A 21,714-nucleotide genomic window follows, 5' to 3' on the forward strand; every position below is an offset into this window, starting at 1 on the left:
CGATGAGGCTGCGGACGATGAGGCTGCCCCGGCGCCTGCGCCTGATCCTGCTGGGTGCCACCGCTCCGCTCGTCGCCGCCGGGTTGGCCCTGGCGCTGTCGGCGGAGCTTCAGGGGCCGTCGATCGACAGCCTCTACTGGCTGCGCGAGCGGGTGCACGGGCCCCGGCCGGCCCCGGCCCCCTCGCCGGTCGTCGTCGTCGGCATCGACGAGGAGACCTACCGCCGCCCGCCCTTCGCCGGCACGCCGCAGGCGCTGTGGGGGCCGAAGCTGGGTCGGGTGGTGGCCGGCATGCTCGATGGCGGGGCGGCGGCGATCGGCCTCGACCTCGTTCACCCGACCTCGGTCGAGACGCTGATCCCCGGCTTCGAGCGCGAGTATCTGCTGACCCTGCGGCGCGGCGGCAAGGAGGGGCGGCTGGTGCTGGCCAAGGTGCAGCACCAGAGCAACCCGCTGCTGCCCTACCGCGGCTACCAGATCGCCGCCGGGGCCGGCAACATCCGCTCGGTCAATCTGATCGAGGATCCCGACGGCGTGCTGCGCCGCGTCCCGGTGACGCTCAACGTCGCCGGACCGGACGGCGCGCCCCGCCCGGAGCCCGGCATGGCGGCGGAGGTCGCGTCGCGCGCGTTGGCCAAGCCGCTGGAGCGCGGGGCCGACGGCTGGACGACGCTGAACGGCTACCGCCTGCCCGGCGGACCCGGCAACCGCATGCTGGTCAACCACGCGACGGCGGCGGGGGCCATCCCGACCTACTCGCTGGCCGATCTGTACGCCTGCGCCGAGGCCGGCAACAGCGCCTTCTTCGAACGGCATTTCAAGGGCAAGGCGGTGATGGTCGGCACCGTGCTCGACGTCGAGGACCGCAAGCTCTCCTCCAACCGCTGGGTGACCAAGCCGGAGGGCTTGAACCTGCCGGAACGCTGCGCCTTGCCGGTGATGGGCGACCTGTATGTCGACGGCCTGCGCCGCGATTCCATCCCCGGCGTCTACATCCACGCCGCCGCCATCTCCAACATGATCGCCCATGACGGGCTGGCCGAGACCGGACGGATGGCCGGCGCCGGGCTGGCGCTGCTGCTGGCCGCGGCATCCGCCGCGATCACGCTGGCGACCCGCCCGGCGATGGCCGCCGCCGGGCTGCTCGGGCTGCTGGCTCTGTGGAGCGGCGTCGCGGTCGAGGCGTTCCAGGCCGGGCTGGTGCTGCCCTGGCTCCAGGCGGCGCTCGCCGCGATGCTGGTGTTCCCGCTGCTGCTGGGCTTCCGCTTCGCCGTGCTCGACCGCGACCAGCGCCAGATCCGCAACGCCTTCAAGCTCTACCTGCCGGGCTCGCTGATCGACGACATGATCGCGTCCGGCCAGTCGCCCAGCCTGGGCGGCGAGGAACGCGACCTGACCATCCTGTTCTCCGACATCGCCGGCTTCACCAAGATGTCGGAGGGGATGGAGCCGGAAGCCCTGGTGCTGGTGCTGAACCGTTACTTCACGGTGATGACCGACATCGTCGAGGCGCATGGCGGCTTCGTCGACAAATACATCGGCGACGCCGTGCTGGCGGTGTTCGGCGCGCCCTACGCCATCGACAACCACGCCCGCGCGGCGGTCGACGCGGCGCTCGCCATGCGGCAGGCGATGGACGAGGATCCGACCCTGCTGGCGACCGACAGCGGGCGCGGCGACTGCCGGATCGGTCTGGCGACCGGCCCGGTGCTGATCGGCAACATCGGCTCGCCGCGCCGCTTCAACTACACGGTGATGGGCGACACGGTGAATCTGGCCTCGCGGCTGGAGGGCGCCAACAAATACTACGCCACGCCGATGATGGTCAGCGGCGAGACGGTGGCCCACCACGGCGACCCCGACGCCTTCCGCGCGCTCGACACCGTGCGGGTCGTCGGCCGCAGCGAGCCGGTCGCGGTGTTCGAGCCGCTGTCGCAGGCCCGCCGCGCCGACCCCGAGGATTCCGCCGCCCGCGCCGCCTACGCGCGGGCGCTGGCCGACTGGCGCGCCGGCCGCTTCGACGCGGCGGCGGCCGGCTTCACCGCGCTCGCCGCCTTCGACAGCGCCGCCGCCGCCATGCTGCGCAAGGCCGGGAAACACGTCGGCGCCACGCCCGAGCCGGGCTGGACCGGCATCACCGCCCTGACCGAGAAATAGGCTTCGAGAAACAAGCGCCACCATGCACCGTACCAGCACCCCGCATCGCCGGCCCTCGTCGCGCCGGCTCTCCACCCTCCTGCTCTGCGGTGTCCTGGGAAGCATCTTGGGCGGCGGGGGCGCCCTGGCGCAGACCGTGCCGCCGGTGCTGCCGCCCTCGCTCGACCCCAGCCGGCTGGAACAGCGCTTCGAGCGCCCGCCGACCCCGCAGTCGCAGCCCGAGCTGGAGATGCCCGCCCCGGACAAGGCGCCGCCGCCCAAGGACGCCGAACGCATCACCCTGACCCTGAACGAGCTTCAGATCTCCGGCAACAGCGTCTACGGCACGGCGGAGCTGGCGGAGCTGTGGCGCGACCGGCTGGGCAAGCCGGTGACGCTGGCCGATCTCTACGGCCTGCGCGACGCGATCACCGCCAAGTACCGCAACGACGGCTATGTGCTGTCCCAGGCCATCGTCCCGGCCCAGCGCATCCGCAACGGAATCGTCCGGCTGGAGGTGGTGGAGGGCTATGTCAGCGATGTCCTGGTCCAGGGCGAGGCGACCGACCGGCTCGGCCTGCTGCGGCGGATGGGCGAGAAGATCAAGGCGTCGCGCCCGCTGCGCATGGCCGACATGGAGCGCTACGTCCTGCTCGCCGACGATTTGCCCGGCGTCGCGGTGAAGACGGTTCTGGAGGCATCGCCCGACACGCCCGGTGCGTCGCAGCTGACGCTGACGCTGGAACGCACGCCGATGGACGGGCTGCTGATGCTCGACAACCGGGGCACCCGCTCGGTCGGGCCGATGCAGCTCACCGGGCTGGTCAACGTCGAGGACCAGCTCGGCCTGTTCGAGCGCACCACCGCCCAGGGCATCGTCACCCAGCAGGCGCGCGAGATGCGCTTCCTCGATCTCGGTCAGGCGGTGCCGGTCGACGCGGAGGGGACGCTTCTGCAATACGGCGTCCGCCGCTCCTGGTCGAAGCCGGGCGACAGCGTCCGTCCGCTGGAGCTGGACAACCTGACCTCCTCGGCCCGGATCGGCCTGTCGCACCCCTTCCTGCGCAGCCGGGCCGAGACGCTGCGCGGCGACGTCGGCCTCACCCTCCACAACAGCCGCACCATGGCGCTGGGCGAGAAGCTTTCGGAAGACCGCCTGCGCGTCCTCACGGCCGGCCTGTCCTACGACGTGTCGGACGGCTGGGACGGCACCAATCTGGTGACGGTCCAGCTTTCCAAAGGTCTGGACATCCTGAACGCCACCCGCTCGGGCAGCGCCGACCTGTCGCGGGCCGGCGGGCGCAGCGATTTCCGCAAGATCACCTTGACCGCCCAGCGCAACCAGAAGCTCGACGAAAGCAACGTCCTCGTCCTGTCCGGCGAGGCGCAGTACAGCCCGGACGAGCTGCTGTCCACCCAGGAATTCGGCGTCGGCGGCAAATATTACGGCCGCGCCTTCGATTCCTCGGAGATCAGCGGCGACAACGGCTTTTCCACCCGCGTCGAGCTTCAGCACATCGCCGAGACGGCGGAACCCGATCTGGACTACGCCATGTTCTACGGCTTTGCCGACTATGGCGCGGTGTGGAACTACGAGAGCGGGTCGCGGCACGGCCGGCGGTCGCTTGCCTCGGCCGGCGTCGGGCTGCGGTTCGGGGTGTTCAAGCGGATCGACGCCAGCCTGGAGCTGGCGAAGCCCTTCGTCACGGTGCCGCTCAGCACGCTCGACCGCTCGGCGCGGACGTTCTTCACGCTGTCCACGCGGTTCTGACGGCGGCACGGGGGCGGCACGGGCGGCGGAAGGCGCCGCCCATGCCGTGAAACGACGCCCCTACCCCGCCAGCGCCGCCGCGTGGTGGCGCAGATGGTCCTCGATGAAGGTCGCGATGAAGAAATAGCTGTGGTCGTAGCCCGGCTGCATCCGCAGGGTCAGCGGATGACCGGCTGCCTCCGCCGCCGCGACCAGCCGTTCCGGCTTCAGCTGCGCCTCCAGGAAGCCGTCGCGGTCGCCCTGGTCGATCAGGATCGGCAGGCGCTCCGCCGCCGTCGCGATCAGGGCGCAGGCGTCCCACTCCAGCCAGCGGTCGCGGTCGGGGCCGAGGTAGCGGCCGAACGCCTTCTCCCCCCACGGCACCGCCGCCGGGTTGACGATGGGCGAGAAGGCCGACACCGAACGGTACAGCCCCGGATGCCTCAGCGCGCAGACCAGCGCGCCGTGCCCGCCCATCGAATGGCCGGCGACCGAACGGCGGGCGCTCACCGGGAAGCCGGCCTCGACCAGCGCCGGCAGTTCCCGCGTCACGTAATCGTGCATGCGGTAGTGCCGGGCCCAGGGCTGTTCCGTCGCGTCCAGGTAGAATCCGGCGCCGAGGCCGAAGTCCCACGCCCCGTCCGGGTCGCCCGGAACCCCCTCGCCGCGCGGGCTGGTGTCGGGGGCGACGATGGCCAGCCCCAGTTCCGCCGCGACGCGGAAGGCGCCGGCCTTCTGGATGAAGTTCTCGTCGGTGCAGGTCAGGCCCGACAGCCAGTAGAGCGTCGGAACCCGCGCGCCCGCCTCCGCCCGCGGCGGCAGATAGACCGCGAAGGTCATCGCGCAGTCCAGCGCCGCCGAGGCGTGCCGCACCCGCTTCAGCCAGCCGCCGAAGACGCGGGTCTCCGACAGGATCGTGAAGGCTTCGCTCATCACCCGAATCTCCCCCGGTCGTGGCCTTACTGGTTGTAGTGGATGACCGAGCGGATGCTCTTGCCCTCGTGCATCAGGTCGAACGCCTCGTTGATGCGGTCCAGCCCCATGGTGTGGGTGATGAAGGTGTCCAGCTCGAACTCGCCGGCCAGATAGCGCTCGACGATGCCCGGCAGCTCCGAGCGGCCCTTGACGCCGCCGAAGGCCGAGCCGCGCCAGACGCGGCCGGTGACGAGCTGGAAGGGACGGGTCGAAATCTCCTCGCCGGCGCCGGCGACGCCGATGATGACCGACTCGCCCCAGCCCTTGTGGCAGCATTCCAGCGCGGAGCGCATGACGTTCACGTTGCCGATGCACTCGAAGCTGTAATCGACGCCGCCGTCGGTCATCTCGACCAGGACGTCCTGGATCGGGCGGTCGTAGTCCTTGGGGTTCACGATGTCGGTGGCGCCGAGCTGGCGGGCGATCTCGAACTTCGACGGGTTGATGTCGACGCCGATGATGCGCGACGCCTTGGCCATGGTGGCGCCGATGATCGCCGACAGCCCGATGCCGCCCAGGCCGAAGATGGCGACGGTGGCGCCCGGCTCGACCTTCGCGGTGTTCATCACCGCGCCCATGCCGGTGGTGACGCCGCAGCCGAGCAGGCAGACCTTCTCCAGCGGCGCCGCCTTGTTGATCTTCGCCAGCGCGATCTCCGGCAGCACCGTGTATTCCGAGAAGGTCGAGGTCCCCATGTAGTGGGCGATTTGCTTGCCCTTCAGGGAGAAGCGGCTGGTGCCGTCCGGCATCAGGCCCTTGCCCTGGGTGGCGCGGATCGCCTGGCACAGGTTGGTCTTGCCCGACAGGCAGAATTTGCACTTCCCGCATTCGGGCGTGTAGAGCGGGATCACATGATCGCCGACCGCGACGGAGGTCACGCCGGGGCCGACCTCCACCACCACGCCGCCGCCCTCATGGCCGAGGATGCAGGGGAAGACGCCCTCGGAATCCTTGCCCGACAGGGTGTAGGCGTCGGTGTGGCAGACGCCGGTGGCGACGATGCGGACCATCACCTCGCCGGCCTTCGGGGCGGCGACCTCGACCTCCTCGATCTCCAGCGGGCGGTTGGCTTCCCAGGCGACGGCGGCGCGCGACAGGACCATGCGGGTGTTCCTTCCCAGACATACGGATTCGGCCGATCGCGGATCGGCGGCGGTTGCCGCCAGTGTAGCCCCGTCCCAGTCGTTGCCAGAACGGCGAATTCGGGAATAGATTTTTGCCGTATGGGGACAATCGGCGGGGATCGCGGCGGAATGACGGGCGGCTGGGATGGGATCGACGAGTTCGTGGCGGTGGCGGAGACCGGCGGCTTCACCCGCGCGGCGGAGCGGCTGCGGCTGTCCTCCTCCCACGTCAGCCGCAGCGTGGCGCGGCTGGAGGACCGGTTGCAGGCCCGCCTGTTCTACCGCACCACCCGCAAGGTCAGCCTGACCGAGAGCGGCCGCGCCTTCCTCACCCGCTGCCAGCGGCTGGCGGAGGAGCGCGACGAGGCCTTTCTCGCCGTCGGCGACCTCCAGGGCGACGGGCCGGGGGAGGTCAAGGGGCTGCTGCGCATGACCTGCGCCACCGCCTATGGCGAGCGCTTCGTCGTGCCGCTGGTCAACGAATTGCTGGAACGCCACCCGCAGCTCAGCGTCGAGATCGAGTTGACCAACCGCACGCTGGATCTGGTGCAGGAGGGCTATGATCTGGCGATCCGGCTGGGACGGCTGAACGAATCGAGCCTCGTCGCCACCCGCATCGCCCCGCGCGCGATGCATCTGTGCGCCGCCCCCGCCTATCTGGAGCGGCACGGCATCCCGGACAGCCTCGGGGCGCTGGCCGGACACCAATGCCTGATAGGCACCTCCGACGGCTGGCTGTTCGACGAGGACGGGCGCGACTGGCTGTTCCGCCCGCGCGGCCGCTGGCGCTGCAACAGCGGGGTTGCCGTGCTGGACGCGGCCTTGCGCGGTTTCGGCCTGTGCCAGTTGCCCGACTATTACGTGAAGGAGCCGGTCGCCGAGGGCCGGCTGGTTCCGCTGCTGGAACGGCACCGCCCGCCCAACACCGCCGTCTGGGCGGTCTACCCGCAGAAACGCCACGTCCCGCCCAAGGTCCACGCGGCGATCCGCCACCTCAAGCAGGGGCTGGCGCGGCGGCCGGAGTATCGCTGAACAGTTATTGAGAATGACTTGCATTTGCAGAAAGGCCTGCGTAGGCTGGCGCCCGTTCACCGGATCGATCCCGGACAAATCGGAGCAAGGAGCCCCCCATGCCGACCACGCCGCCCCGCCACAGCCGCCGCGCGTCACCGGACGGCCTCACGCGGCTCCAGGATCTGCGGACGGCGGAAGCGCTGGTCGTCTCGGTTCTGCGCCTGTGGGCCGAACCGCTGCGGGCTCCGGAGGAGACCCACCCGCACTGGCAGGACGGGCTGACGGCGGCGGGGCTGAACAACGACGCGGCGGTGGCCTTCGACACGGTGATGCGGATCGCCATCGCGGCGGCGATCCGCCCGCTCGACATCCACCGCCCGCGCTGCCCGATGCTGGGCGGGGACGAGGCGAAGCTGCTCGACATGATCGCACTGCTCCAGCACGGCTGCCACGGCGAGGCCGGGATGCTGCTGTCCGACTGGCTGGCGCTGGCAGGCGTGCGGATGGCGCTGGCCCCGCTGTGCATCCTGTCGGGCGCGCTCGACAAGGCGGGCCTGCGCCTGCCGATGCCGGTCGAAGCCGAGCCGGCCGAGCGCCGCAAGCCGGCGCCGCAACACGCCGAGGATTTCACCACCACGCGCGCGACGGCTCGGGTCGATCGCGGGGCGACCCTGGTTCATTGATTCGGGGTGGATCGAGGGGAGAGACAGGGCCTCCCCCCTCCGGGGCTTCTGGACCCTCAGGGCGCCGAGACATCACGGTTTCCGCGGCGCGTTGCCGCCACCGCCGTCCATCCCGGCCGGTGGCGACGCGCCGTCGAGCGCCTTGGTGTCTCGGCGCCCTGAGGGTCCAGCCCAACCCTTCGCCAGCCCAACCCTTCAAGGGCCGAAATTCAGAAACGCCCGGTTGCCGCCATGCGGTCGGCCAGAGCCGCCACCGCCCGGCTCATCGCCGCGACCAGCGCCGCCGGTTCGCCGTTCGCGGCGCGGATCTCCACGCTGTCACGCCGGCGCGGGCCGTTCGCCGGTCCCCATTGCGCGTCCAGCACCACCCGGCCGTCCGCCGTGGACTCGAATGTCAGCACGGTGACCGACAGCACCGCCGTGCCCGCTCCCGGCGCGCTCCCCGCCACCGGCAGCACGCTGCGTCCCGGCAGGCGGGCGGCGAGGTCGGCGGCAAGGGTCGCCCGCAGCCCGTCGGCCAGCGGTTCGGCCCAGCGGTCGAACTCCAGCGTCTCCACCCGGTTGGGGTCGATCCGGCGGACGATCTGCGGCCGGTCGACCAGCGGCGGCAGCTCCAGCGCGCCCAGCGCCAGCGCCCCCCCGGCGGCGGCGGCCACCGGCCCCTCCGGCGGCAGCACCGACAGGGTGTAGAGCCGGCTGTCCGGCGTCTGGCAGCCGGCCAGCAGCAGGACCGCCATCACAAGCCCCCGCCCGACGAACCCACCCCTCATCGCCCATCCCCCGTCTTGCCCCGGATCAGCGCCTCCGGATGGCGTTCCAGATAATCGGCCAGCACGCGGAAGGAGCGCGCGGCGTCGTTCAGCTGCTTCATGACGCCGGCCAGATCGGGGGTCCCCGACGAGGTTCCGCCGATCACGCCGTTGGCGGCGGCCAGCGTGCCCTGCGCCGCCGTCGCCACCCCGCGCAGGCTGGCGACCAGCGCCGGCACCTGCGTGTTCGCGGTGCGCATCAGCGTGTCGGCGCTGCCCAGCGCGCGGGCCAGCCCAGCCAGCGAGCGCGCCAGATCGGGCGAGCCGGCGACCCCGCCGACCGACTGGATGGTGCGCCGCAGATCCTCGACCAGCCCGGCCAACGGCAGCCCGGCGATGCTGTCCATCACCGCCCCGGCCGAGCGGCTGATCGATTCGAAGTCGCTGGAGGCCAGCGTCGGCAGCTCCGACCCGGTGGGATCCCCGGCCGCCGGGCGCGGGGCGTTGGGTTCGAAATCCAGCGCCACCAGCTTCTGTCCGGTCAGCAGGTTGCCCGAGGCCAGCCGCGCCCGCAGCCCTTTCTCCACCAGCGCCGCCACGACGCGGCGCGCCGCCGCCTCCTCGGGCGGGGGACCGTTCGGCGGGGCGTTGACCGGCTGGACGCGGTCGGAATCAAGCTCGATCTCCACCGGCACGCGGATCTCGCCGCGCGCCACGTCGTATTCCAGCCGCAAGCCGACCACCCGGCCGACCGCAAGCCCACGCAGCAGCACCGGCGCGCCGGCCTGGAGCCCCTGGACCGAGCCGGGGAATTCCAGCCGGTAGCGGATGCGCAGCCGCTCGCGGTCGTCGGCGGCGGCCACCGGATCCTCGTAGAGGGTGAAGCCGGCCCCCTCCCCTGCCCGGCCGCCGGCCTGGTCGTCGGGCGGCGTGTCGAGCACGACGCCGCCCAGCGCCAGCGTGCGCAGCGATTCCGTTTGCAGCTTGAAACCGTCCGCCCCGGCGGACACCTGGATGCCGGACGAGCGCCAGAAGCGGGTCTTCTCGCGCACCAGCTCGTCGTAGGGCGCCCGCACGAAGATCGACACCGACACCGCGCGGTCCTGCGGCGACAGGGTGTAGCCCATGACCTCGCCGACCTGCACGCCGTGGAAATAGACCGGCGACCCCTGCGACAGCGAGCCGAGCTGCTGGGTCTTCAGGCTGAAGCCGCGCCCCGGCACGTCGGAGCGGACCACCGGCGGCTCCTCCAGCGCCTCGAATTCGCGGCGGTCGCCGCCGCCGCCCGGCTCCATCTCCACGTAGGTGCCGGACACCACCGTGCTCAGCCCCGACACGCCACCGAGGCCGAGGCGCGGCCGCACCGCCCAGAAGCGCGTCGTCTCCTTCAGATGGTCGGCGGCGGCGCGGTCCATGCGGGCGGTCGCGATCACCTTGGACAGGTCGTCGGACAGGCGGACCCGCTCGATGGTGCCGAGATCGACGTTCTTGTGCTTGATCCGGGTGCGCCCGGCCTCCAGCCCGTCGCCGGTCTGGAAGGTGATGACGATCTGCGGCCCGCGCTCCGCCAGCCAGCGCCAGCCGAGCCAGCCGGCGATCAGCGCGGCGACGATGGGCAGCGCCCAGATCGGCGACAGGCGGCGGCGGCGCGGCAGCTCCACCTCCGGCACGGGGTGCCGTTCGGTCATGACCCGCCTCCGCCGGCCCGCTCGTCCGGCGGCTCCGCCCGGTCCCACATGATCCGGGGGTCGAAGACATGGCTGGCCAGCATGGTCAGGACGACGACGGCGGCGAAGGCGATGGCGCCGTCGTCGGCTCGGATCGAGGCGACGGCGCCGAACTGCACCAGGGCGGCGAGGATGGCGATCATGAACACGTCGATGTTGGACCAGCGGCCGATGGAATCGATGACCCGGTAGAGCCGGATGCGGGCGTGCAGCCGGGCGGCGGACCCGCGCCGGGCGGCGATCAGGAACCAGCTCAGCCCCGCCAGCTTCAGCACCGGCACGGCGACGCTGGCGACGAAGACCAGCAGGGCCAGCGGCCACAGCCCGACCTCGGCCAGCTCGACCACGCCGTGAAGAATGGTGCTGGGGGCGCCCTGTCCGAAATTGACAACGGTCATCACCGGCAGCAGGTTGGCCGGAACATAGAGGATGGCGCCGGCCGCCACCAGCGCCGTCGTGCGCCCCAGGCTGTCCGGTTCGCGCGCGTGCAGCGGGCTGGCGCAGCGGGTGCAATGGGCCGGGGCCGTATGATCGAAGCCGTGGACGCGCTGGCAGACGGTGCAGGCGACCCAGCGCGCGGGAGGCGGCGCGTCGCTCGCCGGCGCATGGTCGATGGCGCTCCACACGGCCCGGCGGTCGAGCGTCTGGTCCATCGCCGCGCGGATCAGCACATAGCCGCCGAGCGCCAGTCCGCCGGCCATGAACTCGGCGTTGGCGAAGCCGGCCAGCCGCGAATAGGCGACCAGCAGGCCGAGCAGGAAGACGTCCAGCATCGCCCAGGCGCGCAGCCGCTCGGTCCAGGCGAACAGGCGGGCCAGGCCGTGCGGGTTGCCGGGCCGCCGCCCCTCGCGCAGCGCCGACAGCACCAGGGTCACGCCCGCGACCCGCGCCACCGGGACGGCCAGCACCAGGGCGGCGACCAGCAGGGCGAGCGGCCACATGCCCTGGTCGTTCAGCGCCTCGATGCCGGTGGTGACCAGCCCCTCGCGGTCGTTGCCCTGGATGTGGACCGCCATCAGCGGGTTGAGCGCCAGCAGCGCCAGCAGCGCCGCGCCGGCCAGCGCCGCCGGCAGCGCGTGGTGGACGCCCCCCACGCCGCGCCGGTAGAGCACCGCGCCGCAGCGGGTGCATTCGGCGCGATGGCCGGGGCGCGGCTGGCGGACGCGGTGCAGCCGCCCGCAATCGGGGCAGGCGACGAGGTCGTCGCGCACCGAGCCTCCCGCTCCCTCCGGCCGGTTCCCATTTGGCCGGTTCCCGCTCGGCACGTCAGAAATGGCTCGGCACTCCGGAAGAAAACAAACGAAACATCCGCTTCCTAACTGGCTTGAAGCGGCGGCGGCGCAACCCCCCGCGAAAGGGGTAGGAAACCTCGGGCGGCGCGTCGGAACCGCCGATTTCCCGATTGACCGTCTTATTTTGTACATACATTATCGCACCCACGCCGAGCGAGGACGCGGAGAGCGGGGTGCAGGGATTGGCGCGACAGAGCCTGACCGACCGAGGGGGGGCCGAACGGGGTCTAGCCGACCGCGCCGCCGCACCGCAACCGGATTTTCGGCCGGGCCTCGACGGAAAGGGTCCGCTGTTCGGCCAGATCAAGCGCGCCGTCGCCGGCCAGATCCTGCGGGGCCACTGGCAGGCCGGCGAACGCCTCCCCAACGAGGAGCAGCTCTCGTCGCTCTACGGCGTGTCGCGCCAGACCGTCCACAAGGCCATCGCGCTGCTGGCGCGGGAGGGCTTCCTGGTCCGCCGCCGCCGCGCCGGCACCTTCGTCGCCACCGGCCGCCACGACCGCTTCGCCCTGCCCATCGAGGACATCGGCGACGTGGTGGCCAGGGCCGGCAGCCTCTACGAGTTCCGCATCCTCGACCGCCGATCCTTGCGCAACGGCGAGGCGGTCCGCTGGCCCGACGTGCCCGACGGCACGCCGATCCTGTCGCTGGACTGCCTGCATCTCAGCGACGGCACGCCGATCCAGTTCGAGCGGCGGCTGGTCAACCTCGACGCCGTGCCCGAGGTGGCGGCGGAACCCTTCGACAGCGTGCCGCCCAGCCGCTGGCTGGTCGACCAGGTGCCCTGGTCGTCGGCCGAGCACACGGTGCGCGCCGTCAACGCCACCGCCGACATGGCGGCGCTGCTGGGGGTGGAGCCGGGTGCGGCCTGCCTGTCGATCCGGCGGCAAACCGTCCACTTGAACCGCGCCATCACCCTGGTGCATTTCCTGTCAGTCGGCGACCGCTTCAGCCTGAGCGGCGCGTCGATCACCGACAGCGCGACCGAGCTTAATTTGTAAACACAAAAGGCCGGCAACCGTGGCGATCAATCCCAGCGATCACGGCCGGCCGCCAACAGGGGGTTCTCAACGAATGGAGTTCACGATGACGAGCGCTGGCAAGAAGACGGGCCGTTTCGGCCGTGCGGTGCGGACGGCCCTGCTGGGCGCCGCGGTTCTCGCCCTCGGCGGAGCGGCCGGCGCCATGGCCGACACACTGGCCGACATCAAGAAGGCCGGCACCATCAGCGTCGCCACCGAGATGCAGTTCCCGCCCTTCGACTTCCTCGAGAACAACGAGTACAAGGGCGTCGACCGCGACCTGTTCGACGAGGTGGCGAAGGAGCTGGGCGTCAAGGCCAAGTACATCGACCTGCCCTGGACCAGCGTGCTGCCCGGCCTGGAGGCCAAGAAGTTCGATCTGGTCATCGCCCCCGTCACCATCACCAAGGAGCGCATGAAGCGCTACGCCTTCACCGTTCCGATCTCGGAGGCGACGGCGGCGATGATGAAGCGCGCCGACGACAAGACCATCAACAAGCCCGAGGACATCGCCGGCAAGAATGTCGGCGGCGGCAAGGGCACCTCGCAGCTCGCCCAGGTCAAGGAGTTCGGCGCCACGCTGACCCCGGCGCCGACGGTCAAGGAATACGTCGACAGCAACCAGTCCTACGCCGATCTGGCCGCCGGCCGCGTCGACGTGTCGGTGAACTCGCTGCCGAACCTCGCCTACGCCGCCGCCCAGCGCAAGGAGACCTTCGCGGTCGTGCTGCCGCCCTTCGGCAAGCCCTCCTACTTCTCGTGGGTCGGCCGCCCGGCCGATGACGACAAGAGCCTGATCGAGGCGGTCAACGCCGCGCTGGTGAAGATCCAGAAGGACGGCCGCCTGGCGACGATCCAGAAGAAGTGGTTCGGCCTCTCCGCCGAGCTGCCGACCACGGTCCCCGAACCGCAGCTCTGACCGCCAACACTCTCCCTCTCCCGTCCCGGGAGAGGGAAGGGGCCCACGGCAGAGCCGTGGGAAGGGTGAGGGGCTGTCGGGCGTGCGGCTTGATCCATGCCACCAATAGCCCCTCACCCTCCCCGCTTCGCGGGTCCCCTCCCTCTCCCGGGACAGGAGAGGGCAACCAAGGCCCAGCCATGAAGTTCGGTTCATGAAGTTCAGCGTGATCATCGACGCGCTTCCCCATCTGCTCGGGGCGGCGGTGACGACCGTCTGGATCTCGCTGCTCGGCGTCATGCTGGGGCAGGTGATCGGGATGCTCGTCTGCGTGGCGCGGCAATCGGGCAGCCGGGCGGCCGACATGGCCGGCGGCGTCTATGTCAGCTTCTTCCGCGGCGTGCCGCTGCTGATCCAGCTTTTGCTGATCTACTACATGCTGCCGCTGGTCGGCATCGACGTGCCGCCGCTGGTCGCCGCCATCGGCGCGCTCAGCCTCGCGTCGGGGGCCTACGTCTCGGAGATCTACCGCGGCGCGCTGAACGCCGTGCCGCACGGCCAGTCCGAGGCGGCCTTGGCGCTGGGCTTTCCCGGCACCACCATCTGGCGGCGCATCCTGCTGCCGCAGGCCTTCCGCATCTCGGTGCCGGCGCTGGTGAACGAGCTGATCCTGCTGCTGAAGGCGTCCTCACTGATCTCCGTCGTCGGGGTGGCCGAGTTGACCCGCACCAGCCAGACCATCTCGGCCAGCAACTACCGGCCGCTGGAGATCTATCTGGCGGCGGGCCTCATCTATCTGGCGATCAACGGCGCGCTGGCCCTGTTCGGCGCGCTGGTCGAACGCCGGCTCCAGCAGGGGTGACGCCGCCATGGATTTCACCCTCTTCATCCAGTACGGCCCGGCGCTGCTCCGTGGCTTCGGCGTCACCATCCTGTGCTGGGCGGCCGGCTGCGCCATCGGGCTGGCGCTGGGCTTCGTCCTGATGCTGCTGGGCCGGATCGAGTGGAAGCCGCTGCGCTGGACGATCCGCGCCTACATCGAGATCATCCGCGGCACGCCCTTCCTGATCCAGCTCTTCCTGCTCTACAGCGGCGGCCCCGCCATCGGGCTGCGGCTGGAGGCGACGACCGCCGGCATCCTCGGGCTCGGCCTCTACGGCAGCGCCTATTTCGCCGAGATCTTCCGCGCCGGCTACCAGGCCGTGCCGAAGGGGCAGGTGGAGGCGGCGCTCAGCCTCGGCATGCCCTACGGCGGCATCCTGCGCCGGGTCATCCTGCCGGTGATGCTGGTCTCCACCGTGCCGGCCATCGTGAACATGCTGGCGATCCTGACCAAGGAGACCGTCGTGCTGTCGATCATCACCGTGCCGGAACTGATGTACGAGATGCAGACGATGGCGGCGGAGACCTTCGCCAGCTTCGAGACCATCCTGGCCATGGCGCTGTTCTACTGGCTGCTGGTCGAGGTGGTGTCCCGCCTCGGCCGCCGCTTCGAGGCGCGCGTGACCCGTTTCCTGTCCCACCCGTCGAAGACGACCCGCCCGTCGAAGACGATATCGAGCGCGAGGGCGTGATGCCGGCCGTTACCGAAACCAAGCCCATGCGAGGGCAGGACTCCCCCACGGACCCCACGGCGCCGATGGTGAGCATCCGTGGCGTCAGCAAGGCCTACGGCACCAACGAGGTGCTGCACGACATCAACCTGACGGTGAACCGATCGGAGGTCGTCTGCCTGATCGGCCCCAGCGGTTCGGGGAAAAGCACGCTGCTGCGCTGCATCAACTTCCTGGAGGTCTACGACCGCGGCGAGATCCGCATCGAGGGCCGGCTGGTCGGCTACACGGAGGGCGACCCGCGCCGCCGCCTGTCGAACCGCGAGCTGCGCGACCTGCGGCGCAACGTCGGCATGGTGTTCCAGCAGTTCAACCTGTGGCCCCACATGACCGCGCTGGAGAATGTGGCCGAGGCGCTGGTCCAGGTGCGCGGCATGGACAAGGTCGCCGCCGCCGCCCGGGCCCGCCAGATGCTGGCGCGCGTCGGGCTGGCGGAGAAGGCGGACGCCTACCCGGCCCGCCTGTCGGGCGGCCAGCAGCAGCGCGTCGCCATTGCCCGCGTCATCGCCATGGAGCCGCACCTGATCCTGTTCGACGAGCCCACCTCGGCGCTCGACCCCGAGCTGGTCGGCGAGGTGCTGCAAGTCATGCGCGATCTGGCGTCGGACGGCATGACCATGGTGGTGGTGACGCACGAGATGGGCTTCGCCGCCAACGTGGCCGACCGGGTGGCTTTCCTCGACCGCGGCCGCATCGCCGCCTTCGGCCCGCCGCGCGAGGTCTTCCACGAGAGCAGCGAGCCGCGCGTGAAACAGTTCCTCCAGACCTACCATGAGAGGAACAGTTTCTGATTTCATTTTGAATCAATGCAATGGCCTGATGTCGGGGCATCGGAACTTCGGCATCCGCCGATCGGCGCCCGCCAATCGCGTCAGCCGGTCGGCAGGAGGCGTCGAACAAGCGGCCTGCCCCCTTCGCGGCGCCCATCAACCACCGTCGATCGACGGCCTGCCGGTCCGAAGCATTCCATCCGTGGACCTGTATTGATGTCAAATCCCGCTAATTTGTTGATTGATCCCTTATATTCATTTACCAGAAACATCTCATATTCCCTACCTCCATATTCCGTGACGACTGTCAGGCAGGCGTTTGAATTTCCTTTGGGCATGCCAAGTATGAAGCTGAAATGCGAACCACGCTTTTCCCCAGAAACTTAGGTGCTACCTGCTATAAATAGCTGTGCTTCAGGTTGGGATAAGCCGATTCATGACACCTTCGCAAAACATTCGCGTTCAGGAGTTTCGTCAGATCCTTGTCTGGCCTTTCCGGCTGGAGGACGGGCGCGTCACCGACCCGCGCAGCTTGCGGAATGACGCGGCAAAAGCGTTGGCAGGCGGAGGGTGGACGGAGATTCCCCGCCTGCTCGACCATCTCGGGGCGGCTGGAGATGGTCAGGCGGCCTATCAGGAATTCGTCTATTTCCATCCCTTCGTCCGCGACTTCCTGTTCGGCAAGAACGGCAAATCCGACAAGGTCCGCCTCTTCCGCTGCTCCGGCTGCGACGGTCTGGACGCGAGCTTCGGCGATGCCACCGGCGACTTCACTGTCGAGTTTCAGGTGGAGCGTGCCAACCTGTACCTGTTCGACGCTGGCATTGCCGTGCTGGCGCTGGAACTCCGCAACGACGGTCATGTCTTGGTCGACCGCGAGCGGCAGCCGATGCGGCTATACCACGCCCAGATCGTCCAGGAACGGCTGCGCCGGGCCTACCCGCCCTTTTGGTATCGCAACGGGCAGGCGGGCTTGATGCCGACCTCGGTCCGCTGGCGACGCAAGGACGGTCAATGCGGGCCGGACCATGTGCCCGCATCGCCCGCCGACATGATCGGCCCGACAGTCGAAAAGGGCGAGCCGCCGCTGGCGGGGCATTGGAAGGCTCTGCTGAAGCCGCTGCTGTCCGCCGATCGCGCCCACATCCGTCAGGTCGTGGACGAGCGCATCCCGCAGATGCTGTACCTGCGGGTGGACGACCCCGCCGCCATTTCCCATGGCGATTGGGTGCGGCTGGCGAACTGTGACGATCCCGATGATCTGCCGCTTCCCTATGCCAAGGAGTTTCTTGGCAATTTCGAGGCGCGCCATTGTTACGACCGCCATTGGATCAGGAACGGGGATGGCAGCCTGAACGTCGCCAGGGCGTCGCGCTACCTGTTCTCCGGCTATGGCTTCGTCGCCGTCGGCGGTGAAGCGAACGGATTCTTCAAAGACTTCCTGCCGCCCCATTTCCGCCGCCATTATTTCCAGCTGGCCCTGTTGGCGCAGTTCGAATATGCGGCGCTGCTGGCCGAATCGAAGCGGCTGGCCGACGCGGAGGGGGCCAAGGATGTGGAGCGCGCGCTGAAGCGTGTTCTGGATTTCACGCAGAAGTACTGGTTCGTCGATGTGTCCAACCAGATTCAGGCGCGCGAGATGTATGCCCTGTGGCGCAGCCACCTCAACACGAAGGCGCTGTACGAACAGGTGAGGGAAGAAGCGCGCGTAGCCGCCGAGTATCAGGACGCGACGGAAAACCGCCGCACCGCCGAGGCCACCACCCGCCTGACCATCGCCGCGCTGCTGGTGGCGATTCCGTCGCTGGCGACCGGCTTTCTCGGTATGAATGTCCTGGTGGCCGACAAAGCGGACGGCAATGCCACGATCAAGGCCTGGGGTGGCGCGGACTGGACGATCTTCGCCTGGGCCGTGCTTCTTGCGGGGGCGATCGTCGGGCTGGCCGGACTGGGCGGTTCGATGTCTCGCCACGTGCCGGGGTGGGGCAAACGCTGGCTTCCCCTGCTGCCGATCATCGGATGCGCGGTTGGTGTGTATCTCCTGTATCCTGGATGACTGAATCTCTGCAACGGACCGTGCCATGACCGCCCCCTCGCCCTTCGCCTTCTTCCTGGGCGGCCGCGATCTGGAGATGGTGGAGATCGCCCGGCTGATCCGCGATCATGCCCCCGATGCGCCGCTGTTCGATGCCGGGCTTGCCTGGGGGGCCAAGGCGTCGGATTACGCCGATGCCATCGGGGCCGCCGCCGCGTCGGGCCGACGGCCGGTGCTGGTGGAACTGGCGGCCGATATGCCGCTTCCGGACGGGACGATCATCGTCGATCACCACGGCGACGCGGCGGGGGCGGAGCGTCCGACCTCCCTGCACCAGGTTTTCGCGTTGCTGGCCTTGCCCGCCGCCGCCTGGACCCGGCGGATGGAGCTGGTGGCCGCCAACGACCGCGGCCATATCCGCGGCCTGCGGGCAGCCGGGGCCACGGCGGCGGAAATCGCCGCCATCCGCCGCGACGACCGCGCCGCACAAGGCGTGACGGCGGAGATGGAAGCGGCCGGGGAACAGGCCGTCGCCACGCTGGAAACGGTCCTTGATGGCCGCGCCCGTCTGGCACGGCTGCCGCACGCGGCCTGCGCCGTGGTGACGGACCGGCTGGCCCCCGACGACCTGCGCCCGCTGATCGTGCTGTCGCCGGGAGAGATCAATGTCTTTGGCCCCGGCATGGTGATCGCGGCGCTGGACCGCGCCTTTCCCGGCGGCTGGCGCGGCGGCGCCCTCCCGGATTACGGCTTCTGGGGCCATGCCAATCCGCTGCCGGACGACGCCGCACTGCTGCGCGCCGTGGCTGAGGGGCAGGATGCGGGGTAATCGGAAGGCGGTTCGCTCAATCGAGCCGCTTTCCATAGCGGAACACCGCTGAACCACTGTTCTTAACAGTGCAATTTTTTTGGTTGTTTCAATCCGCTTCCCATAGCGGAACACCGTTGAACTTCGTTTGTGACGCGTATCTAAATCCACAGGAGTTTCAATCCGCTTCCCATAGCGGAACACCGCTGAACGAAATCGCGAATGGTCGCCCTCTCTCGGAAGCGGCAGTTTCAATCCGCTTCCCATAGCGGAACACCGCTGAACTGTTGTAGTACTGAATCTTATACTTATATTTCTTAGTTTCAATCCGCTTCCCATAGCGGAACACCGCTGAACATATTATTCGCTCTGAACTTGATTCCTATAGAAAGTTTCAATCCGCTTCCCATAGCGGAACACCGCTGAACCTACCTTCCACAACCCCTTGACGCAACATCTTCATTCTCCACGCCTTTCCACAGAGCGGCAAATCCCAGCCCGCATTCTGTCAAGAGCCTCATCGGAAATATGTACGGAATGGTCATCAACCTGCCTATAATCCTCGTATTTTCGACTTTCCACAGGGTTCCCGCATGCCCGATCCCGCCGAAACCCTTGGTTTGTTCGACCGGATCATCCGGCTGGATCGGCTGGAGGCGGCGTGGGAGCGGGTGCTCGCCAACCAGGGCGGCGCCGGCGGCGACGGGATGACGGTGGAGGAGTTCTCCGTCGATCTGCCGACCCGGCTGGTGCGGCTGCAACTGGCCCTGGCCCAGGGCACCTACCGTCCGGGCCGGCTGCGCCGCATCGACGTGGCCAAGGAAGATGGCGGAACCCGCCCGCTGGCGATTCCGCCGGTGGTCGACCGGGTGGCGCAGACCGCCGTCGCCCAGGTGCTGACCCCGCTGCTCGATCCGCAGATGCATGACGGCAGCTTCGCCTACCGTCCGGGGCGGTCGGTGACGATGGCGGTGGCGCGGGTGGCCGAACACCGGCGCCAGGGGTTCGGCTGGGTGGTGGACGGCGACATCGAACGCTATTTCGAACGGGTTCCCCATGAGCGGATGATGGCCTGCCTCGCCCGCGCGATCGACGAGCAGCCTCTGCTCGACCTGATCGAGCTGTGGCTGGAAAGCTTTTCCGCCATGGGTTTGGGGCTGCCGCAGGGGGCGCCGCTCAGTCCACTGCTCGCCAACCTGTATCTGGACGACATCGACGACCGCATCGCCGCGCGCGGTATCCGTCTGGTCCGCTTCGCCGACGATTTCCTGCTGATGTGCCGGGGCGAGGCGGCGGCGGAGGCCGCGCGCGACCGCATGGCGGCGCTGCTGGCCGAACACGGGTTGCGGCTGCACCCCGACAAGACCCGCATCGTTCCGTTCGAACAGGGGTTCCGCTTTCTCGGGCATCTGTTCGTCCGTTCCCTGGTGGTGCGGCCGGTGGACGGCGACGATGCCGCCGATCTGACCCCGGACGAGGCGCTGGTTCTCGCCCGCCATCCCGCCGCGACATCCGAACCCGCCGCCCCCGCGCCCGAACCGGATGACGAGGACCGCGCGCCCGGCCTGCGCGTGCTGTATGTCACCCGCCGGGGCCGCACGCTGACCCGGCGCAACCAGTCCTTCACGGTGACGGAGGATGGGGCGGAACTGCTGGCGATTCCGCCGGCCCGGCTCGACCGTATCGAACTGGGACCGGGCTGCGAGGCCGACGACGACGTCCTGCGCCACGCCCTGACCCATGGCGTCGATGTGGCGCTGGTCGATGGCTGGGGCGACAGCGTCGGCACGCTGGAACGCCCCACCGGCCCACGCGCCGGGCTGCATCTGGCCCAGGCGCGGCTGGCCATCGATCCGGAGGCGCGGCTCGATCTGGCGCGGCGCATCGTCGATGGCCGGCTGCGCAACCAGCGCGCCCTGCTGCGGCGGCTGAACCGCAAGCGGGCCGACACCACTGTCACCGACGCCGCCCTGGCGCTGAACCGGCTGATCCGCAAGCTGCCGGTGGCCGAGGATGTGCCGGCCCTGATGGGGCTGGAAGGGGCGGCGGCGGCCGCCTATTGGCCGGCGCTGGGCCGTTGCCTGGAACAGGGATGGCGGTTTGAGCATCGGCGCCGCCGGCCGCCGCCCGATCCGGTCAATCTGGTGATCTCCTACCTGTCGGCGATGCTGCATCGCGATCTGGCCGCTTTCGTCGTCCGTCATGGGCTGCACCCAGGATTCGGCGCGCTGCACAGCGCGCGCGACGGCGCCCAGGCCTGCGTGTCCGACCTGATCGAGGAATTCCGCGCGCCGTTGGTCGAAGGGCTGGCGGTCTATCTGTTCAACAACCGCATCCTGTCCCGCGCCGATTTCCTGACCACCGCCGCCCCGGATGGGCAACCAGGCGGCGCGGTCTGCCGCATCCAGTCGGCGGGTCGTGACCGGCTGATCCGCGGCTATGAGGGCTGGCTGGACCGCGCGGTGAAGGGACCATCAGGGCGGAAAATGCTGTGGCGGCGGGTGATGCAGGCGCAAGTCGTCGCCTATGGCCGCCATACGCTGGGCGAGGCGCCTTATCGGCCCTTCACCCTGGATTATTGAACGGCGTTGCGAAAGGCGGGCGGCCATGGCGGCGGCGGAGATGCTGATGGTGTTCTGTTACGACGTGGCCGACAACAAGCGCCGCCGCCGCGTCGCCAAGGCGCTGGAGGATGCCGCCGTCCGCGTGCAGAAAAGCGTGTTCGAGGCCCGCATGAGCGAACACGCCGCCGCCCGTCTGGCCGAAAAGGTCGCCGTCCATCTGGCGCCGGGCGACAGCCTGCGCGTCTACGCCATCGGCGCCCATGGCCTGACCCGTTCCCGCAGCTATGGCGGCGCCCCGCTGGCCGAGGCGCAGGATTTCTACCTGCTGTAGATGCGGTCAGGGAAAGCGCCGTTTCGGTGACGGGGCGGATTGCCCCCCCGCTTATGAACTACCGCGAGATGCGGTTTGAGATGTTTCAATCCGCTTTCCATGGCGGAACGATGCTGAACCTACCACTACATCGGTACCGTCGTCTCGATCGGTTTCAATCCGCTTCCCATAGCGGAACGATGCTGAACGGAAGAGGAAGGTGGAAAAGCCTTCTGCCTCTTCCT

The 21,714-nt window shown here is 69.4% G+C and carries 18 protein-coding genes and 1 CRISPR repeat array; of the genes, 13 read left to right on the plus strand and 5 right to left on the minus strand.

Features of this window, described 5'->3' with window-relative positions; all coding sequences use genetic code 11:
- Positions 1 to 17: 17 nt before the first annotated feature.
- Together JN22_RS01345 and JN22_RS01350 are read left to right on the plus strand one after the other, a co-directional pair.
- On the plus strand, positions 18 to 2,156 hold the full coding sequence (locus tag JN22_RS01345) for an adenylate/guanylate cyclase domain-containing protein (protein WP_085552187.1): 2,139 nt from the start codon (positions 18 to 20) through the stop codon (positions 2,154 to 2,156).
- Between the two features lie 22 nt (positions 2,157 to 2,178).
- The gene (locus JN22_RS01350) at positions 2,179 to 3,906 is read left to right on the plus strand and encodes a ShlB/FhaC/HecB family hemolysin secretion/activation protein (protein ID WP_085552188.1); all 1,728 of its coding nucleotides are present in this window, start codon (positions 2,179 to 2,181) and stop codon (positions 3,904 to 3,906) included.
- 60 nt (positions 3,907 to 3,966) lie between these two features.
- Here JN22_RS01350 and fghA read toward each other — a convergent pair whose 3' ends face one another.
- Both fghA and JN22_RS01360 read right to left on the minus strand, forming a co-directional pair.
- Positions 3,967 to 4,818 carry an S-formylglutathione hydrolase gene (fghA, locus tag JN22_RS01355; protein WP_085552189.1) on the minus strand — a complete coding sequence of 284 codons (852 nt, stop codon included), beginning with the start codon at positions 4,816 to 4,818 and terminating at the stop codon, positions 3,967 to 3,969.
- Positions 4,819 to 4,844: 26 nt separating this feature from the next.
- The gene (locus tag JN22_RS01360) at positions 4,845 to 5,963 is read right to left on the minus strand and encodes an S-(hydroxymethyl)glutathione dehydrogenase/class III alcohol dehydrogenase (RefSeq protein WP_085552190.1); all 1,119 of its coding nucleotides are present in this window, start codon (positions 5,961 to 5,963) and stop codon (positions 4,845 to 4,847) included.
- Between the two features lie 150 nt (positions 5,964 to 6,113).
- Between JN22_RS01360 and JN22_RS01365 the strand changes: the two genes are divergently transcribed.
- Together JN22_RS01365 and JN22_RS01370 are read left to right on the plus strand one after the other, a co-directional pair.
- Positions 6,114 to 7,016: a LysR family transcriptional regulator gene (locus JN22_RS01365; protein WP_085552191.1), complete on the plus strand. Its 903-nt coding sequence runs from the start codon at positions 6,114 to 6,116 to the stop codon at positions 7,014 to 7,016.
- A 98-nt stretch (positions 7,017 to 7,114) separates the two neighbouring features.
- A complete protein-coding gene (locus JN22_RS01370) occupies positions 7,115 to 7,681 on the plus strand; it encodes a hypothetical protein (RefSeq protein WP_085552192.1) in 567 nt (188 codons plus the stop codon).
- Between the two features lie 209 nt (positions 7,682 to 7,890).
- Here JN22_RS01370 and JN22_RS01375 read toward each other — a convergent pair whose 3' ends face one another.
- From JN22_RS01375 to JN22_RS01385, 3 genes are read right to left on the minus strand one after another with little or no spacing between them, the layout of a single operon-like run.
- The gene (locus tag JN22_RS01375) at positions 7,891 to 8,418 is read right to left on the minus strand and encodes a PqiC family protein (protein WP_223677511.1); all 528 of its coding nucleotides are present in this window, start codon (positions 8,416 to 8,418) and stop codon (positions 7,891 to 7,893) included.
- A gap of 29 nt (positions 8,419 to 8,447) precedes the next feature.
- Positions 8,448 to 10,118: a PqiB family protein gene (locus tag JN22_RS01380; RefSeq protein ID WP_085552194.1), complete on the minus strand. Its 1,671-nt coding sequence runs from the start codon at positions 10,116 to 10,118 to the stop codon at positions 8,448 to 8,450.
- Entirely contained in the window at positions 10,115 to 11,368 is a 1,254-nt protein-coding gene (locus JN22_RS01385) for a paraquat-inducible protein A (RefSeq protein ID WP_223677512.1), read from the minus strand. Before JN22_RS01385 ends, JN22_RS01380 begins: the two co-directional genes overlap by 4 nt.
- Before the next feature lie 254 nt (positions 11,369 to 11,622).
- Here JN22_RS01385 and JN22_RS01390 point away from each other — a divergent pair, with 254 nt between their 5' ends.
- The 9 genes from JN22_RS01390 to cas2 all read left to right on the plus strand — a co-directional run bounded on the left by JN22_RS01390 (position 11,623) and on the right by cas2 (position 21,490).
- On the plus strand, positions 11,623 to 12,450 hold the full coding sequence (locus tag JN22_RS01390) for a UTRA domain-containing protein (RefSeq protein ID WP_085552196.1): 828 nt from the start codon (positions 11,623 to 11,625) through the stop codon (positions 12,448 to 12,450).
- Positions 12,451 to 12,535: 85 nt separating this feature from the next.
- Positions 12,536 to 13,390 (plus strand): transporter substrate-binding domain-containing protein, encoded by an 855-nt coding sequence (locus JN22_RS01395; RefSeq protein ID WP_085552469.1) that lies wholly within the window; start codon positions 12,536 to 12,538, stop codon positions 13,388 to 13,390.
- Between the two features lie 193 nt (positions 13,391 to 13,583).
- Positions 13,584 to 14,231: an amino acid ABC transporter permease gene (locus JN22_RS01400; RefSeq protein ID WP_085552197.1), complete on the plus strand. Its 648-nt coding sequence runs from the start codon at positions 13,584 to 13,586 to the stop codon at positions 14,229 to 14,231.
- 7 nt (positions 14,232 to 14,238) lie between these two features.
- The gene (locus JN22_RS01405; protein ID WP_085552198.1) at positions 14,239 to 14,943 is read left to right on the plus strand and encodes an amino acid ABC transporter permease; all 705 of its coding nucleotides are present in this window, start codon (positions 14,239 to 14,241) and stop codon (positions 14,941 to 14,943) included.
- A complete protein-coding gene (locus JN22_RS01410; RefSeq protein ID WP_449658086.1) occupies positions 14,943 to 15,773 on the plus strand; it encodes an amino acid ABC transporter ATP-binding protein in 831 nt (276 codons plus the stop codon). The genes JN22_RS01405 and JN22_RS01410 overlap by 1 nt, the downstream gene beginning before the upstream one ends.
- A 415-nt stretch (positions 15,774 to 16,188) precedes the next feature.
- A complete protein-coding gene (locus tag JN22_RS01415; protein ID WP_143268092.1) occupies positions 16,189 to 17,808 on the plus strand; it encodes a magnesium transporter CorA family protein in 1,620 nt (539 codons plus the stop codon).
- Positions 17,809 to 17,833: 25 nt separating this feature from the next.
- Positions 17,834 to 18,616 (plus strand): hypothetical protein, encoded by a 783-nt coding sequence (locus tag JN22_RS01420; protein ID WP_085552200.1) that lies wholly within the window; start codon positions 17,834 to 17,836, stop codon positions 18,614 to 18,616.
- Positions 18,617 to 18,632: 16 nt separating this feature from the next.
- A CRISPR array of direct repeats spans positions 18,633 to 19,023; the repeat unit is 38 nt; unit sequence AGTTTCAATCCGCTTCCCATAGCGGAACACCGCTGAAC.
- A gap of 165 nt (positions 19,024 to 19,188) precedes the next feature.
- Complete coding sequence (gene cas1 / locus JN22_RS01425) at positions 19,189 to 21,177, plus strand: CRISPR-associated endonuclease Cas1 (RefSeq protein WP_085552201.1); 1,989 nt, start codon at positions 19,189 to 19,191, stop codon at positions 21,175 to 21,177.
- 25 nt (positions 21,178 to 21,202) lie between these two features.
- A complete protein-coding gene (cas2, locus tag JN22_RS01430; RefSeq protein WP_085552202.1) occupies positions 21,203 to 21,490 on the plus strand; it encodes a CRISPR-associated endonuclease Cas2 in 288 nt (95 codons plus the stop codon).
- The last annotated feature ends 224 nt before the right edge of the window (positions 21,491 to 21,714 follow it).

It is taken from the genome of Azospirillum agricola (assembly GCF_020005195.1).
In the GTDB taxonomy this organism is placed as follows: Bacteria; Pseudomonadota; Alphaproteobacteria; order Azospirillales; family Azospirillaceae; genus Azospirillum; species Azospirillum agricola.